The organism is Streptomyces sp. rh34 (assembly GCF_002551245.1).
GTDB lineage: Bacteria > Actinomycetota > Actinomycetes > Streptomycetales > Streptomycetaceae > Streptomyces.
Genome location: NZ_NTGZ01000053.1, coordinates 18,433 through 33,612, shown reverse-complemented (window position 1 = coordinate 33,612; position 15,180 = coordinate 18,433). Strand labels below are relative to the sequence as shown.

Below are 15,180 nucleotides of genomic sequence, written 5' to 3'. Positions count from 1 at the left end.
GAGCTGCACGGGGCCCGGGGGGTCGCCGAGCGGCTCCGCCCGGTGCTCGCCTCGCTCGCGGACCCGGCGATGGGGGTGCCCGGCGACGGTCTGGAGCGGCTCTGGGTGAACGAGCTCCTCGGCGCGGCCGGATCGGTCCTGGACGCCGCCGCGCGGGCCGTCCGGCACGGCGAACCCGTCCATCTCTCCGCCACCGACCTGGGCGTCCTGAAGACCCCCGACAACGACGTGATCCTCGTCGGCCCCGCCCGCCGCGCCGCCGACCGGCTCGCGGCCCTGCTCGACGACGTCCTGGAGATCGCGGAGGGCACCGGGACCGACAGCGGGATCCCCACCGACCTCGCCCCGGACACCCGCCACCGGCCCACGCTGCTGAAGCTGGTCCCGGTGGTGCTGGCCTCGATGCGCAGCGAGCTGCACCACGGCTCGCCGATCCTGCGGCACGCCATCCGGGTCGCGGTGGTCGCCGTCTCCGGGTACTTCGTCGGCGAGGCCGTGCCGCTCGGCCACGGCTACTGGGCCCCGATGACCGCCGTCATGGTGATGCGGCCCGAGTTCTCGCAGACGTACGCCCGCGCGGCGGGACGCTTCGGCGGCACCCTGGTCGGCGTCGGGCTCGCCACCGCCGTCGTGCAGACCGCCGGCCCCGACGCCCGGCTCGCCGCGCTCCTCGCGGTGATCTGCGCCTGGCTGATGTACCTGCTGATGCGCACCGGCTACGCCGTCGGCCAGGTCTGCGTCGCCGCGTACGTCGTCTTCCTGCTCGGCATGGCCGGCGACGACTGGTCCCAGACCGTCACCGAGCGCATCGTGCTGACGCTCGTCGGCGGACTCCTCGCGATGATCTCGTACGCCGTCTACCCGGCCTGGGAGACCCCGCGGCTGCGCAACCGGCTGGCCGAGTGGCTGGTGGCGGACGGGCGGTACGCGGCCACGGTCGTCGACCGGTACGCGGACCCCGCATCCCGGGACGCCGAGGACGTCCGGGACGCCCTGATCGCCACCCGGGAGGCCCGCGTGGCCTGGCAGGAGGCGCTGGCGACCGCCCAGCACGAGCCGGTACGCCACCGGGGCATCTCCCGGGCCGCCGCCACCGACGCCCAGCACGCGCTGGCCCAGCTGGGCCGGTCCGCGATGGTCCTGGAGGCCCATCTGCCGGCCCGGTCGGCCGACCCGGTGCCCGGCGCCGCCCAGCTGGCCGAGGCGTTGCGCCGGGCCACCGAGAAGGGCGCCAAGGCGGTACGGGAGCGGCGGCTGCCCGACTGGCAGCCGGTGGTGGACGCGGTGGCCCACTGGGACATGCCCACCCCGGCGGACGACGGCACGACCCCGGTCGGCGACCCGGTCGTGCGCCGGGGCGCGGCGCTGCTCCTGGACGCGCTGGAGGACTTCACCCGCGCCCTGGACGAGCGGGGCGGCTCCACCCGCGTCAGCAGCACGCTGGCCGAGGGCTGAGCGGCCGTCGGCGGGCGTCAGGCCGCGGCGGTCGTCACGGCGCGGGGACCTCGGGCAGGTCCGGGGCTTCGGGCAGGTCCGGCATGCCGGGGAGCGAGGGCATGCCGCTCGGAAGCTTGGCAGGGTCGGCCTTGGTGAGGGTGTCCTTGACGCCGCCGTCCCACGAGACGACCAGCTTCGTGCCGTCCACGGAGTCGATCGCGCCCATCGTGCGGTCGGTGGAGCCGCCGGTGCACTTCAGCGCGAGCATCGGTTCGCCGCCCATGTCCTTCACGTCCCCCTGGCACACGGACTGGTCGGCGACGAGGGCGACCTTGCGGGCGCTGATGGACACGGTGACGTTCTTCGCGTCCGTCAGCCCGACCCAGGTGCCCTCCAGCGCCGCGGGGTCCGCGGCGCCGCTTCCGGCGGACTCCCCGGAGCCGTTGCCGCCGCCGCTCCCGGGCGTCGCGCCGGCCGAGGAATCCGCGCCGGAATCCTTGCTCGCGTCGTCACCGCCGCACGCGGTCAGCGCCAGTGAGGCGGCCAGAGCGGCGACCGCGACGGCGCCGGTGCGTAGAGACCTGGTCACGTGGAGTTCCCCCTTGCAGTTTTCCGGTCGAAAGACCGCGCCACGTTACCAAGGTCCGCAACGATCAACTCCCTTGAGCGGGAGCAAAATAGGCGTGCCGTTCGTCTCTCTTCCCGGAGGGCGCGACCGGGGCGGAAAAGTCTGTAATCAAAGGAGCACCCCCCGTGCACGTGCATCTGCTCATGCATTGGCATATGAACAGAGCTATGATCCGAGCTAGTTGACACTTGCACCTTGCAACTCGGGGAGCGTCCGTGCACCACGTGTACAACGGCATGGCGGCCACAGAGCTTCGCGGAGTCGTCTGGCAGAAGAGCAGGCACAGCAACTCCCAGGGATCCTGTGTGGAGTTCGCGCGGCTGCCCGGAGGGAATGTGGCGATGCGGAACTCCCGTCACCCCGACGGGCCCGCGCTCGTCTATACGCCCGCGGAGATCGAGGCGCTGCTGCTCGGCGTCAAGGACGGCGAGTTCGACCATCTCGCCGCCGGCGCCTGACGCGGGGTCCGGCCCGTGACGGGCCGGACCGGGGCGTTCACGAAACCGGCTTCGGGTTCTCCTGGAGCCGGAAAAGGGCCCAGACGACCTTGCCGTACAGCGGGCCGGAAGGCACTTCTCCGAACGGTACGGGAGAGGGGTGCCAGCCCCAGCTGTCGCTGACGCATTCCACCAGGAACAGTCCGCGGCCGGATTCGGCCGAATCCGCCGCCTCGCCCGCCACCGGGCTTTCCCGGCTGGGGTCGCGCACGGCGCACACCAGTCGCGAGGTCCAGCGCATCAGGTGCAGCCGCACCGGCGGATCCTGGAATTCCCGGGGCGGATCGCCGGGCAGCGCGTGGCGCAGGGCGTTGGTGACCAGCTCCGACACCACCAGGGCGACATCGTCGAAACGGTCGCCCAGCTCCCATCGCTCCAGCGTCGACCGGGTGAACTTCCGTGCGCCGCCGACTGCTTCGTAGCGTGCGGGCAGAGCGCAGGACGCCGATCCGGCAACCCCTGAGGGGTCGGTGGGGGGAAGCCCCTGCCGTAACGGCTCGAGCATCGTCGATCCATTCGTCCCCATACGAGGCACTCCCGGGATTCGCGGCTGTAGCGGCACTGCCTGTAGCGGTACTGCGGGGGGTACAGCGGCACAACACGAGCACGCAGGTGCGCGAGGACCATGGTTCCGAATGCGCAGGGCAGATGCAAGGGCAGATGCACGTGCACGCGCCGGACCTGCCCGATACCGTGGTGGTTCCGGGGTATTTCTTCCCGGGGTCAGTTTCGGAGCTTTCCTCAACGTCTTCCCATTTCCGTAATCGAATGAGTACGGGCTGAAGCGTTTTGGTGGCAGAATCCGGCACTCGGGGTTGGGGGGCTCCGGATGTCAGGGAGAGCGATGGGGAGGGTCGGACCAGTGTCGGCAGGCGAGTCGAGTGGATCGGTGGTGCGACGTATCCTCCTGGGCTCTCAGCTCAGGAGGCTGCGGGAGTCGCGCGGAATCACCCGTGAGGCGGCCGGCTACTCGATCCGGGCCTCCGAATCGAAGATCAGCCGCATGGAGTTGGGACGGGTGAGCTTCAAGGCCAGGGACGTCGAGGACCTGCTCACGCTCTACGGAGTCGCGGACGAGGCGGAGCGCGACTCCCTCCTCGGCCTGGCCCGTGAGGCCAACGTGGCGGGCTGGTGGCACAGTTACGGAGATGTACTGCCCGGCTGGTTCCAGACGTACATCGGTCTGGAGGGTGCGGCGTCCCTCATTCGTATCTATGAAGTGCAGTTCGTGCACGGGCTGTTGCAGACCGAGGCGTACGCCCACGCCGTCGTCTCGCGCGGGATGCGTGGAGCCCCGCCCGCCGAGATCGACCGCCGGGTGGCGCTGCGTCTGGAGCGCCAGAAGGCCCTCGTCTCGGAGCGCGCCCCGACGTTCCACGCCGTTCTCGACGAGGCGGCGCTGCGCCGCCCGTACGGCGGACGCGACGTCATGCGTGCCCAATTGCGGCATCTGATCGATATGTCGGAGCAGCCGAACATCACGCTCCAGGTCATGCCCTTCAGTCACGGCGGCCACGCCGGCGAGAGCGGATCGTTCACGATGCTGCGATTCCCGGAATCCGATCTGTCGGACATTGTCTATTTGGAGCAGCTGACGAGCGCGCTCTATCTGGACAAGCCCGAGGAAGTCGCGCAGTACGAAAAGGCCATGACGGGCCTCGCCCAGGACAGCCCCACTCCGGAAGACAGCCGGGATCTTCTGCGCGGTCTACTCCAACTGGCTTAATTTCTCAGTACGATGACGTCGCATCAGGAGTCTGCGAACGCCTGCAGTAAGGGATTGCATGTCCTTCTTCCATGAACTGGCCCACCAGTACATCGACGGCGAGTGGCTGACCGGCAGCGGCTCATGGGACATCATCGATTTCAATCCCTACAACGGTGAGAAACTCGCCGCCGTCACCGTGGCCACCGCGCTGGAGGTCGACCGGGCCTACCGGGCCGCCGAGCGCGCGCAGCAGGCATGGGCCGCCGTCAATCCGTACGAGCGTCGCGCCGTCCTCGAACGCGCGCTCCGCGTCACCGGTGAGCGTACGGAGGAGATCGTCGAGGCGATCATCGACGAGTTGGGCGGCACCCGGCTGCGGGCCCAGTACGAGATCCGGGGCGCGACGGAGTTCCTGCGCGAGGCGATCCGCCAGGCCCTGCGGCCCACGGGGCGGCTGCTGCCCGCCGTGGGGGACGGCCGCGAGAACCGGCTCTACCGGCTCCCCGTCGGTGTCGTGGGCGTCATCAGCGCCTTCAACTTCCCCTTCCTGGTGACGATGAAGTCCGTCGCGCCCGCCCTGGCGCTCGGCAACGCGGTCGTCGTGAAGCCCCATCAGAACGCGCCCGTCGTGGGCGGCGGTCTGGTCGCGAAGATATTCGAGGAGGCCGGGCTGCCGGCCGGGCTGCTCAACGTGGTGGTCACCGACAGCGCCGAGATCGGCGACGCGTTCATCGAGCACCCCGTGCCCAAGGTGATCTCGTTCACCGGCTCCGACCGGGTCGGCCGGCACATCGCCGCCACCGCGGCGGGCGCCTTCAAGCGGACCATCCTCGAACTGAGCGGGAACAGCGCCCTGGTGGTGCTGGAGGACGCCGACGTCGACTACGCGGTCCGGGCGGCCGTCTTCAGCCGCTTCCTGCACCAGGGGCAGGTCAGCATGGCGGCCAACCGGATCCTGGTCGACCGGTCGGTGGCGGCGGAGTTCACCGAGCGGTTCACCGCCGAGGTGGCCGCCCTGAGAACCGGGGACCCGAGGGACCCGGAGACCCGGATCGGACCGGTCATCAACGCCTTCCAGGCCGACGCGCTGGATGCCCTCGTCGACCGGGCGCTCGCGGACGGCGCGACGGCGCTCGTGCGCGGCCGGACCGTCGGCAACGTCGTCGGCCCGACCGTCCTCACCGGCCTCGCGGAGGACTCCCCGCTGTTCCACCAGGAGATCCTCGGCCCGGTGGCCCTGCTGATGACGTTCGACGGCGAGGAGGAGGCCGCGCGGATCGTCAACGAGGGCCCGTACGGGCTCAGCGGCGCGGTGCACACCCGGGACGCGGAGCGCGGGGTGAAGTTCGCGCAGCGCATCGTCAGCGGGATGTTCCACGTCAACGACTCCACTGTGCAGGACGATCCGCTGGTCGCGTTCGGCGGCGAGAAGACGTCGGGGGTGGGACGGCTGAACGGCGAGGCCGTGGTGGAGGCGTTCACCACGCAGAAGTGGATGTCGATCCAGCACGGTCGCTCGGTCTTCCCGTTCTGACCTGACCTGACCTGACCTGACCTGACCTGACCTGACCTGACCTGACCTGACCCCTCCGTCCTCGGGGCGAGGCTCCCGGCGCCCGCATGCCTCGTCGTGGCGCGCTGTCGACCCCGGCCCGTATCCGTGAGGGCACACCCACGGGCCGGGCGCAAGCGGGCGGGATACCCTAGTCAAAGTTGAATAGGAAGGGGTGTCATGTCCGCGATCCGGCTGCTGGTCCTCGGCGCCGTGCGTATGCACGGACGCGCACACGGCTATCAGGTCCGCAACGACCTGGAGTACTGGGGCGCCCACGAGTGGTCCAACGCGAAGCCCGGGTCGATCTACCACGCCCTGAAGCAGATGGCGAAGCAAGGACTGCTCCTCGCGCACGAGACGGCCCCCTCCACGGCCGGCGGACCGCCGCGCACCGAGTACGAGGTCACGGACGAGGGGCTGGCGGAGTACCGCGCCCTGCTGCGTGACGCCATCCGCTCCTACGACCAGCAGATGGACGTCCTCTCGGCGGCGGTCGGGTTCATCGTCGACCTGCCCCGGGAGGAGGCGGTCGCGCTGCTCAAGGAGCGCGTCGAGGCCATGAAGAGGTGGCGGGCCTCGGTCACCGAGCACTACACCCCCGAGGACGGCCCCGAATCCCTCGGCCACATCGGCGAGATCATGAACCTGTGGGTGCACTCGGCCGACGCCGGCGTGGAGTGGACCCGGGGGCTGATCGCCCGCGTCGAGGGCGGTGCGTACACCTTCGCGGGCGAGGGCGACCCGTTCGTCGGCGTGCTCGCCGATGACGAGGAGAACCCCTACGCCACCGGTGTCCCCGATCCCGGGGACCACGACTAATCAAGTTTGACGAATGACCGTGCGGGGTTTACCTTCGACCTTCTAGTCAAGTTTGACTACAGAAGGGTGCGGGAATCGTGACCGACGCGATCGTCATGGACGGCGTGCACAAGCGGTACGGGGAGAAGCGCGCCCTGGACGGACTGGACCTGGCCGTCGGCAGCGGCACCGTGCACGGCGTGCTCGGCCCCAACGGCGCGGGCAAGACCACCGCCGTACGGATCATGTCGACGTTGCTGCGCCACGACGCGGGCCGGGTGACCGTGGCCGGCCTCGACGTCGCCGAGCGGGCGGGCGAGGTCCGGCGCAGGATCGGGCTGCTCGGCCAGCACGCGGCGGTGGACGAGCAGCTCGGCGGACGGCAGAACCTGGAGATGTTCGGGCGGCTGTACCACCTGGGCGCACGCCGGGCTGGCAGCCGGGCGGACGAGCTGCTGGAGCGGTTCGGCCTCGCGGACACCGGGCGCAAGGCCGCCAAGCAGTACAGCGGCGGTATGCGCAGGCGCCTCGACCTGGCCGCGTCGCTGATCACCGATCCGGACGTGCTGTTCCTGGACGAGCCGACGACCGGCCTCGACCCCCGAGGCCGGACCGAGGTGTGGGACGCGGTGCGGTCCCTGGTCGGCGGAGGCACCACGGTGCTGCTGACCACGCAGTATCTGGAGGAGGCGGACCAGCTGGCCGACCGGATCTCCCTGATCGACGGCGGCCGGGCGGTCGCCGAGGGCACCCCCGACGAGCTGAAGGCCCTCGTGGGCGGCGACCGGATCGAGATCGTCCTGCGCGACGCGTCCCGCCTGGTGGAGGCGGGCGCCCTGCTCGGCGGCGCGGACCTGGTGCTGGACGCCGACCGGCGGCGGATCGGCGCGCCCGCCCCGGACCGGATGGCGGCCCTGGCGCGGACGGTGCGGATGCTGGAGGAGGCGGGCATCGAGGCGGAGGACATCGCGGTGCGCCGCCCCACCCTGGACGAGGTGTTCCTGTCGCTGACCGGGCGGCCCGACGACGTACGGCGTGAGAAGAAGGCGGAGGTGGCGGCATGAGCGCGACGACGACGGCGCCCGGACCGGGCGGGGCGTCCCTGCGGCTCGGCTGGGCACTGGCCGACTCCTGGACGATGACCCGCCGCGAACTGGCGCACTGGGCCCGGCAGCCCGTCGAGGTCCTCGTCGGCCTGGTCTTCCCGGTGATGCTGCTGCTGATGTTCACGTATCTGGTCGGCGGCGGCCGGGGCGTGGATGGCGACCCCACCGAGTACCTGGTACCCGGGATGCTCGCGCTGACCATGGCCTTCGGCCTGGAGAGCACGATGCTCGCCGTCACCCAGGACCTCGGCAAGGGGGTCATCGACCGCTTCCGCTCGATGCCGATGGTCCCCGGCGCCGTCCTGGTCGGCCGCAGCGCCGCGGACATGCTCCAGTCGACGGCCGCGCTCGCGGTGATGACCGGGGTCGGCTACGCGGTCGGATGGCGCTGGCACCACGGGGCCGCCGCCGCGCTGGGGGCGTTCGGTCTGCTGCTCCTGCTGCGGTTCGCGATGCTCTGGGTGGGCATCCTGCTGGCCATGGTGGCGGGGCGGCCGGAGATGGTCGCGGCGGTCCAGATCCTGGTCTGGCCGGTCGGCTTCCTCTCCAACGTCTTCGCCACCCCCGAGTCGATGCCGGGCTGGCTGGGCGCGGTGGTCGAGTGGAACCCGATGTCCGCCACGGCCACCGCCGTACGGGAGTTGTTCGGCAATCCCGGCGGTGCGACCGGGTCCTGGGCGGCCGAGCACGCCGGGCTCCTCGCGGTGCTCTGGCCGATCGCCATCGTCGCGGTGTTCTTCCCGCTGGCGGTGGTCAGGTTCTCGCGCCTCAGCCGGTAGTCGCGCTCAGTGGTGGAAGGCCGTCGGGGTCGCCCGGTCATGGCTCAACGGGTGCTTCTGGGCACGGAGTTCGGGAAGCAGCAGCTTCAGGTCCTCGACCAGCAGCTCGGCCAGGTCCGAGGAGAACCCGTTGCGGCACACCACGCGCAGCACCGACAGGTCCTGCCGGTTGGCCGGGAAGGTGTACGCGGGCACCAGCCAGCCGTGCTCCCGCAGCCGGCGGGACACGTCGAACACGTCGTAGGCGTGGACGTCGCTGTTCGTCGTGAAGGCGAACACCGGCAGCTCGTCGCCCCGGGTGAGCAGCCGGAAGTCGCCCAGATCCTCCACCGCGCGGGCCAGAGCGCGGGCCACGTCCCGGGAGGCCTGCTGGACCGCCCGGTAGCCCTCGTGCCCGAGGCGCAGGAACGTGTAGTACTGCGCGACCACCTGCGCCCCGGGCCGGGAGAAGTTCAGCGCGAACGTCGGCATGTCGCCGCCCAGGTAGTTGACCCGGAAGACCAGCTCCTCCGGCAGCGCGTCCGCCGTACGCCACAGCGCCCAGCCGACACCCGGGTAGACGAGGCCGTACTTGTGGCCCGAGGTGTTGATCGACGCCACCCTCGGCAGCCGGAAGTCCCACACCAGGTCCGGGTCGAGGAAGGGCGCCACCATCGCGCCGGACGCCCCGTCCACATGGACCGGGACGTCGAGGCCGGTCCGCTCCTGGAGGGCGTCCAGGGCCGCGCACAGCTCCGCGACCGGCTCGTAGGACCCGTCGAAGGTGGAGCCGAGGACGCCGACGACCCCGATGGTGTTCTCGTCGCACAGCTCGGCGGCGGCCGCCGGGTCGAGGTGGAACCGCTCGCCCTCCATCGGGACGAGCCGGGCCTCCACCTCCCAGAAGGTGCAGAACTTCTCCCAGCAGACCTGCACATTGACGCCCATCACCAGATTGGGCCGCGCCGTGGCCGGATAGCGGTCCGCGTTCCGCTTCGCCCAGCGCCGCTTCAGGGCGAGCCCCGCGAGCATGCACGCCTCGCTCGACCCGGTGGTCGAACATCCCACGGCCGCCCTCGGATCGGGCGCGTTCCACAGGTCGGCGAGCATCGCCACACAGCGCCGCTCCAGCTCCGCGGTGCGCGGGTACTCGTCCTTGTCGATCATGTTCTTGTCCCGGCACTCGCCCATCAGGACGCCGGCCTGCGGCTCCATCCTGGTGGTGACGAACGTGGCCAGGTTGAGACGTGAGTTGCCGTCGAGCATCAGCTCGTCGTGGACCAGCCGGTACGCCGTCAGCGGCGGCAGCGGCCCGTCGGGCAGCCGGTGCCGGGGCGGCGCGGTGTTCATCGCGGCCGCCGGGTCCGTCTCGCCGAAGAACGGGTTCAGGGCGAGTCTGCGCCGCTCCTCGGAGGGTTCGTCCTGTTCCGGGTGGGCACCGCGGTGCAGGGGCATGGGGGAAGGCCCTTCTCTCGGCCGAAACGGTCGGGGTGCGGCGTCAGCTCTCCGCGGCCAGGCCCGCCTTGATCGCCCTGGTGAACTTCACGACGCGCTCGGCCTGCACCCGGGCGGCGGTCAGCGTCTGCTCGCCGACCGGGATGTCGCCCTGCCCGGCGACGTGGGAGGTGCCGTACGGGTTGCCGTCGACGAACTTCGTGGGGTCGGTGTACCCGGGGGCGACGAGAATGCCGCCGAAGTGGTGGATCGTGTTGTAGAGCGCGAGCAGCGTGGACTCCTGGCCGCCGTGGGCGGTGGAGCTGGAGGTGAAGCCGCTGTAGACCTTGTCGGCGAGCTGCCCCGCCTGCCACATCCCGCCGAGCGTGTCGATGAACTGCTTCAGCTGGGCGGTGACGTTCCCGTACCGGGTGGGCGAACCGAAGATCACCGCGTCCGCCCAAGCCATGTCGTCCGGCGAGACCTCGGGGATGTCCGCGGTCGCGGTCACGTTCTCGGCCCACGCCGGGTTGGAGTCGATGGCCGCCTGCGGGGCGAGCTCCGCCGCCCGGCGCAGCCGTACCCGCGCCCCGGCCCGCTCCGCGTCCCCGGCGATGGCCTTCGCGATCGTGGCGACGGTGCCGGTGGAGGAGTAGTAGATGACGGCGACGTTGACGGGCGTGAGCATGCGGGGTACCTCCGTCGAAGCAGCGTGAGGGCGTAAGGGTGTTAAAGGTGCGAAAGGGGCTGTATCGCACGCAGCAGACGATACGGAGGTTCCGTGCGTCCGGCGCGTCGGACGGGTCCTTCCACGGACGGTCCTTCTGCGGACGGGTCCGTCCACGTGACCGCGGGCGCGGTTCCTCAGCGGAGCGACTTCCCGTCCCCGTCCAACTGCATCTGGGCCCGCCCGGTGACCAGCAGCCAGGCGGGCAGGGTGGCCGCGCACAGCAGCGGCAGCACGGACGCGTCGCTCACCAGCACCGCCGCGGTGAACAGGCTCACCCAGCCCTGCCGGGTGACGGCCAGCAGTACGCCCAGCACCGCGCAGGACACCGCGAGCGACGGCGGGACCGCGTCGGCCAGCGCGTGGGCGCAGAGCCCCAGCGAGACCCCCGCGAAGACCGCCGGGAAGATCCGCCCGCCCCGGAAGCCGCAGGTGGCCGCGATCACGAGGGCGGCCGTCTTCACCACCGCCATCCCCGCGAACTCCCCGGCCGACCAGCCGCCCGGGTCCCCGGCGAGCGCCTTCACCTCGTCGAGCCCCTTGAAGAGGGTGAGGTGGCCGCCCAGCGCGCCGAGCAGCCCCAGCGCCAGCCCGCCCAGCGTCAGGGCGAGCACCGGATGCCGCAGCGCCGTGAAGACCCGGTGGGCCACCGGTAAGGCGTACACCGCGAGCAGGCCGAGGAGCGCGCCCGCCGAGGCGATCAGCAGGGCGGAGAGCAGATCGCCCCAGCGCGGTCCGGCGTACGCCGGAAGGGACAGGTCGAAGCTGGGGTGCGCGATCAGCGACATGGTCAGCGCGCCCGCCGTGCCGGCCGCGAGCGGGGCGAACAGCCGGTCCCAGAACGCCCCGGGGCCCGGCTGCGAGGCCAGCGTCTCGGAGAGGATCAGCGCGGCGGCGACCGGCGTCCCGAAGAGGGCCCCGATCGTCCCGGCCGCGGCGAGTGCCACCCACAGCTCGCCCGGCGCACCGGGCGCGAACCGCCGGCCGAGCCAGAAGGCCAGCGCGAGTTGGCCGCCGTGATCGGGTTCTAGGTCTCCCACAGCACGTCCTGGAGCCTCTCCGCCAGGAGGCTCACCCCGAGCAGGATCAGCGCGCAGGCGACGCCGACGACGATCGCGGGCAGCACGAGCGGCAGCAGCCGCCGTGCCGGGGCGGCCGGAGGGTGCGGGGGAGCCGGCGGGGGCGCGGGGGATTCGGGAGCCACCGGATTACCCTAGGGTGGCAAAACGGATTAAACGCCCCAATCTTGCCCCGGTGGCCCCGCGTCACGTCAGTCCAGGGCCCGACCCGCACCCGCGTCACCTCTTGCTGATCACCGCCGCCGTCCCGTACGCGCAGACCTCCGTGCCGACGTCCGCCGCCTCCGTGACGTCGAAGCGCATCATCAGGACCGCGTTCGCGCCCCGGGCCCTGGCCTGCTCCACGAGCCGTTCCATCGCCTGGTTGCGGGTCTCGACCAGGGTCTTGGTCAGCCCTTTCAGCTCGCCGCCGATCATCGACTTCAGCCCGGCGCCGATCTGGCTGCCGAGGTGGCGCGACCTCACGGTCAGTCCGAAGACCTCGCCGATGACCTGTGTCACCTGATAGCCGGGGACGTCGTTCGTGGTGACGACCAGCACGTCCGCCTGGGCCGCCTGGCCACCGCCGAATTCCTCAATGCCCATGTTTGTGGCACCTCCTGTGATCAGCTTCGAGCCGCACCGTGGGATGCGCATTCCCGCTGTGCGCCACTGGAACCAAGGACACCGGCCGGGCGTTGATAGCTTGGGGCAGCCACAGAGCCGCCATCGCACACCATCCAGGAGCCCGGACCCTTGAATACGCTTGCGCTCGGACCGAGCTGGCTGGACCCGGACTATCTGCTCAACACGTTCGGACTCCCCGGCCTCCTTCTCATCGTCTTCGCCGAGTCCGGCCTCCTGATCGGGTTCTTCCTGCCCGGCGACTCGCTGCTCTTCACCACGGGGCTGCTGGTGACCACGGGGCAGCTGAAGTACCCGCTCTGGCTGGTCTGCACGCTGATCGCCGTCGCCGCGATCGTCGGCGACCAGGTGGGGTATCTCTTCGGCCGCAAGGTCGGCCCGGCCCTCTTCAGGCGCCCCGACTCCCGCCTCTTCAAGCAGGAGAACGTGGAGAAGGCCCACGAGTTCTTCGAGAAGCACGGCCCGAAGTCCCTGGTCCTGGCGCGCTTCGTGCCCATCGTGCGTACCTTCACGCCGATCATCGCGGGCGTCAGCAGGATGAACTACCGCTCCTTCATCACGTACAACATCGTCGGCGCGATCCTCTGGGGCGTCGGCGTCACCGTGCTCGGCGCGATGCTCGGCAAGATCGACTTCGTGCACGAGCACATCGAGATGATCCTCATCCTGATCGTGCTCATCTCCGTGGTGCCGATCGTGGTCGAGGTGCTGAGGGCCCGCAGCCAGGGCAAGAAGGCCGCCGCGGCCGAGGCGCTGGAGGGCGACGGCTCCGGCCGGCCCCCCGCGGGCGGCAACGGCCCCACCACCGGCCAGCGCGGCCGGCACGCCAAGCGCTGACCTCGCGCCGCGTACGCACGCACCGAAGGCGCCCCTCCCCGCAGGCCGGGGAGGGGCGCCTTCGTCGTACGAGGCACGCGGTACGGGTCGGGCGGCCCGCGGGGTTCGTACGGGCCCGCGGCCCCGCGCGGTCAGAACCCCCGGGTCCGCTTCGCCGCCCGGCGGCTCGCCCCGCCGACCGCGCCCGGCACCCCCATGAACAGCCGCGAGATCTCACTCCCCAGGTTCACCCCGATCGCGATGGCCAGCGCCGTCGCGACCGCCGTCGACAGCGAGGTCAGACCCCGGTTCACCTCGTTCTGCGCCACGCCCAGCAGACCGAAGTACGTCGCCGAACCGGGCAGCAGCGGCCCGATCGCCGCCGTGATGTACGGCAGCGAGGAGGTGAACCGGTAGCGCGAGAACAACTGGCCGAACAGCCCCACCAGACCGGCGGCCACCGCCGTCGCCGCGACCGGCGAGATGCCTCCGGTCCGGGCCATCGCCCCGAAGACGATCCAGGCCACGCCCCCGTTCAGAGTGACCGCCAGCACCGTCGACCGCTCCTGCTGGAGCAGCACCGCGAAGGCCAGGCTCAGCGTCATCGACACCAGGATCTGCAGCGCCGGACGGTCGTTGGGGATGAACTCCGCCTCGGGATTGAGCTGGGCCCCCAGCTGCACCCCCAGGTACAGAATGATCAGCACGCCCGCGACGATCCCGATGAAGAAGTACATGACCTCCAGCAGCCGGGCCGAGGCGGTGATGTAGTAACCGGTCAGCCCGTCCTGCACCCCCGCCACCAGCGCCCGTCCGGGCAGCAGCGCGAACAGCCCACCGGTGATCACCGCGGACGGCCGGATGTCCGTCGAATGGGTCAGCGTCAGCGCCACCCCCATCGCGGCGGGCGGCATCGCGGCCACCGTGAACTGGTAGAACTCCGGCAGCCCGCGCCCGGCGCACAGCCACGCGAGACGGTCGCCGAGCATCGCGCCCGCCGCCGCCACGACGAACACCAGGAAGCCGCCGCCGACCAGCACGGAGGCCGAACCGGCCAGCAGCCCGGCGGCCGCCGTCAGCACCCAGCCCGGATACGGGTGGCGATTACGGCGGATCTCCGCGAGCCGCCGGTAGGCCTCCTCCAGAGAGATCTCGGTGTCCGTGCTGGTGATGTCGTCGACCAGCCGGAACACGGCCGCCAGACGGGTGTAGTCGGTGCCCCGGCGGCGTACGGTACGGCTCGCCGTCACCGGGTCGTCGACCAGCGACGGCTGGTGCGAGATGGACAGCAGCGTGAACGTGACCGTCGGCTCGCTGCGGTCGAGGCCGTAGGACCGGGTCACCGCGAACATCGCCGCCTCGACGTCCTCGGCGCCCTCGCCGCCCGCCAGCAGCAGCTCCCCGATACGCAGCGTCAGGTCGAGCACGCGCGGCACCGCGGGACCCGTGTCGTCGTCCGTGCGCTGGATGGACTCCGCGGCCGGGCGCTCGGTCACCGGCATCCGCAGCATCGTGCGCATCCGGTCCTGCCAGGGCGCCTCCTTGGTCAGCCTGACCATCGGAATGCCCTGCGCCGGGGTGAACGCGGGCGGCGACTGCTGGGCCTTGTACGTGCTCGGCGGAGTGAAAGCGGAACTCAGCGTCTCGGCGTGCGTACCGCCCGCGGAGCCGCCGCCCGACGCGGCCGGCCCGCCCTGATCCTGGTGCACACCGGTCGGCAGCGCGAACTCCGACGTCGGATGGTCCTCCTCGGGCGGCGTCGCCGGCTGACTCGTCCCCGCGGGCGGAGCGAAAGCGCTCCGCGCCTCGTCGGACTGGGGCTTCTGGTCCTCAGGACCGCCCGATTCCGCCACCACTCGACCTCGTTCCTCCTCGACCGCACACCCCTGGGCGGGTGTCCCGCCGCACGTGTGCCCAGTATGGCCACCGGCATGGGCCCGCACGCGCGGAAGTGCGGACAGCGAAACGGGCGGCACACCCGCGAAGGTGTACCGCCCGTTCCGAGACGGCCGT

The 15,180-nt window shown here is 71.2% G+C and carries 14 protein-coding genes and 1 pseudogene; 8 read left to right on the top strand and 7 right to left on the bottom strand.

Going from position 1 to position 15,180, the window contains the following annotated elements; translation table 11 throughout:
• Positions 1-1,455 (top strand): FUSC family protein (locus CR470_RS13115; protein ID WP_097867771.1); only part of this gene is annotated, 1,455 nt, incomplete at its 5' end.
• Positions 1,456-1,489: 34 nt separating this feature from the next.
• Here the strand turns inward: CR470_RS13115 and CR470_RS13110 are convergent.
• Positions 1,490-2,026 carry a hypothetical protein gene (locus CR470_RS13110; protein ID WP_097867770.1) on the bottom strand — a complete coding sequence of 179 codons (537 nt, stop codon included), beginning with the start codon at positions 2,024-2,026 and terminating at the stop codon, positions 1,490-1,492.
• Positions 2,027-2,280: 254 nt separating this feature from the next.
• On the opposite strand from CR470_RS13110, the gene CR470_RS13105 reads away from it, so the two are divergent.
• Positions 2,281-2,523 carry a DUF397 domain-containing protein gene (locus CR470_RS13105; RefSeq protein ID WP_003968242.1) on the top strand — a complete coding sequence of 81 codons (243 nt, stop codon included), beginning with the start codon at positions 2,281-2,283 and terminating at the stop codon, positions 2,521-2,523.
• 37 nt (positions 2,524-2,560) lie between these two features.
• Here CR470_RS13105 and CR470_RS13100 read toward each other — a convergent pair whose 3' ends face one another.
• On the bottom strand, positions 2,561-3,067 hold the full coding sequence (locus CR470_RS13100) for an ATP-binding protein (RefSeq protein ID WP_097867769.1): 507 nt from the start codon (positions 3,065-3,067) through the stop codon (positions 2,561-2,563).
• 357 nt (positions 3,068-3,424) lie between these two features.
• Between CR470_RS13100 and CR470_RS13095 the strand changes: the two genes are divergently transcribed.
• The 5 genes from CR470_RS13095 (at position 3,425) to CR470_RS13075 (ending at position 8,508) form a co-directional block, all read left to right on the top strand.
• Positions 3,425-4,288, top strand: coding sequence for a helix-turn-helix domain-containing protein (locus tag CR470_RS13095; RefSeq protein ID WP_097867768.1), 864 nt, complete (start codon positions 3,425-3,427; stop codon positions 4,286-4,288).
• Positions 4,289-4,346: 58 nt separating this feature from the next.
• Positions 4,347-5,804: an aldehyde dehydrogenase family protein gene (locus CR470_RS13090; RefSeq protein ID WP_097867767.1), complete on the top strand. Its 1,458-nt coding sequence runs from the start codon at positions 4,347-4,349 to the stop codon at positions 5,802-5,804.
• Positions 5,805-6,002: 198 nt separating this feature from the next.
• A complete protein-coding gene (locus tag CR470_RS13085) occupies positions 6,003-6,644 on the top strand; it encodes a PadR family transcriptional regulator (RefSeq protein WP_097867766.1) in 642 nt (213 codons plus the stop codon).
• Between the two features lie 77 nt (positions 6,645-6,721).
• On the top strand, positions 6,722-7,687 hold the full coding sequence (locus CR470_RS13080) for an ATP-binding cassette domain-containing protein (protein WP_097867765.1): 966 nt from the start codon (positions 6,722-6,724) through the stop codon (positions 7,685-7,687).
• A complete protein-coding gene (locus CR470_RS13075) occupies positions 7,684-8,508 on the top strand; it encodes an ABC transporter permease (RefSeq protein ID WP_097867764.1) in 825 nt (274 codons plus the stop codon). The genes CR470_RS13080 and CR470_RS13075 overlap by 4 nt, the downstream gene beginning before the upstream one ends.
• A gap of 6 nt (positions 8,509-8,514) precedes the next feature.
• Here the strand turns inward: CR470_RS13075 and CR470_RS13070 are convergent, their stop codons facing one another.
• From CR470_RS13070 to CR470_RS13055, 4 genes and pseudogenes are all read right to left on the bottom strand, one after another.
• Positions 8,515-9,942, bottom strand: a complete 1,428-nt coding sequence (locus tag CR470_RS13070; protein WP_097867763.1) for a glutamate decarboxylase — start codon at positions 9,940-9,942, stop codon at positions 8,515-8,517.
• Positions 9,943-9,985: 43 nt separating this feature from the next.
• The gene (gene wrbA / locus CR470_RS13065; RefSeq protein WP_097867762.1) at positions 9,986-10,609 is read right to left on the bottom strand and encodes an NAD(P)H:quinone oxidoreductase; all 624 of its coding nucleotides are present in this window, start codon (positions 10,607-10,609) and stop codon (positions 9,986-9,988) included.
• A gap of 176 nt (positions 10,610-10,785) precedes the next feature.
• A pseudogene (locus tag CR470_RS13060) lies at positions 10,786-11,852 on the bottom strand (ion channel protein).
• A gap of 94 nt (positions 11,853-11,946) precedes the next feature.
• Entirely contained in the window at positions 11,947-12,312 is a 366-nt protein-coding gene (locus tag CR470_RS13055; protein ID WP_097867761.1) for a YbjQ family protein, read from the bottom strand.
• 150 nt (positions 12,313-12,462) lie between these two features.
• Between CR470_RS13055 and CR470_RS13050 the strand changes: the two genes are divergently transcribed.
• Positions 12,463-13,188 (top strand): DedA family protein, encoded by a 726-nt coding sequence (locus CR470_RS13050; protein ID WP_097867760.1) that lies wholly within the window; start codon positions 12,463-12,465, stop codon positions 13,186-13,188.
• A gap of 131 nt (positions 13,189-13,319) precedes the next feature.
• Here the strand turns inward: CR470_RS13050 and CR470_RS13045 are convergent, their stop codons facing one another.
• On the bottom strand, positions 13,320-15,023 hold the full coding sequence (locus tag CR470_RS13045) for a threonine/serine ThrE exporter family protein (protein ID WP_097867759.1): 1,704 nt from the start codon (positions 15,021-15,023) through the stop codon (positions 13,320-13,322).
• Positions 15,024-15,180 lie beyond the last annotated feature (157 nt).

What these genes read in the sequence shown, in the direction of transcription:
- CR470_RS13100 (WP_097867769.1), bottom strand. Translation starts at nt 3,067, where the DNA reads ATGCTCGAGCCGTTACGGCAGGGGCTTCCCCCCACCGACCCCTCAGGG.
- CR470_RS13090 (WP_097867767.1), top strand. Translation starts at nt 4,347, where the DNA reads ATGTCCTTCTTCCATGAACTGGCCCACCAGTACATCGACGGCGAGTGG.
- CR470_RS13085 (WP_097867766.1), top strand. Translation starts at nt 6,003, where the DNA reads ATGTCCGCGATCCGGCTGCTGGTCCTCGGCGCCGTGCGTATGCACGGA.
- CR470_RS13075 (WP_097867764.1), top strand. Translation starts at nt 7,684, where the DNA reads ATGAGCGCGACGACGACGGCGCCCGGACCGGGCGGGGCGTCCCTGCGG.
- CR470_RS13070 (WP_097867763.1), bottom strand. Translation starts at nt 9,942, where the DNA reads ATGCCCCTGCACCGCGGTGCCCACCCGGAACAGGACGAACCCTCCGAG.
- wrbA (WP_097867762.1), bottom strand. Translation starts at nt 10,609, where the DNA reads ATGCTCACGCCCGTCAACGTCGCCGTCATCTACTACTCCTCCACCGGC.
- CR470_RS13055 (WP_097867761.1), bottom strand. Translation starts at nt 12,312, where the DNA reads ATGGGCATTGAGGAATTCGGCGGTGGCCAGGCGGCCCAGGCGGACGTG.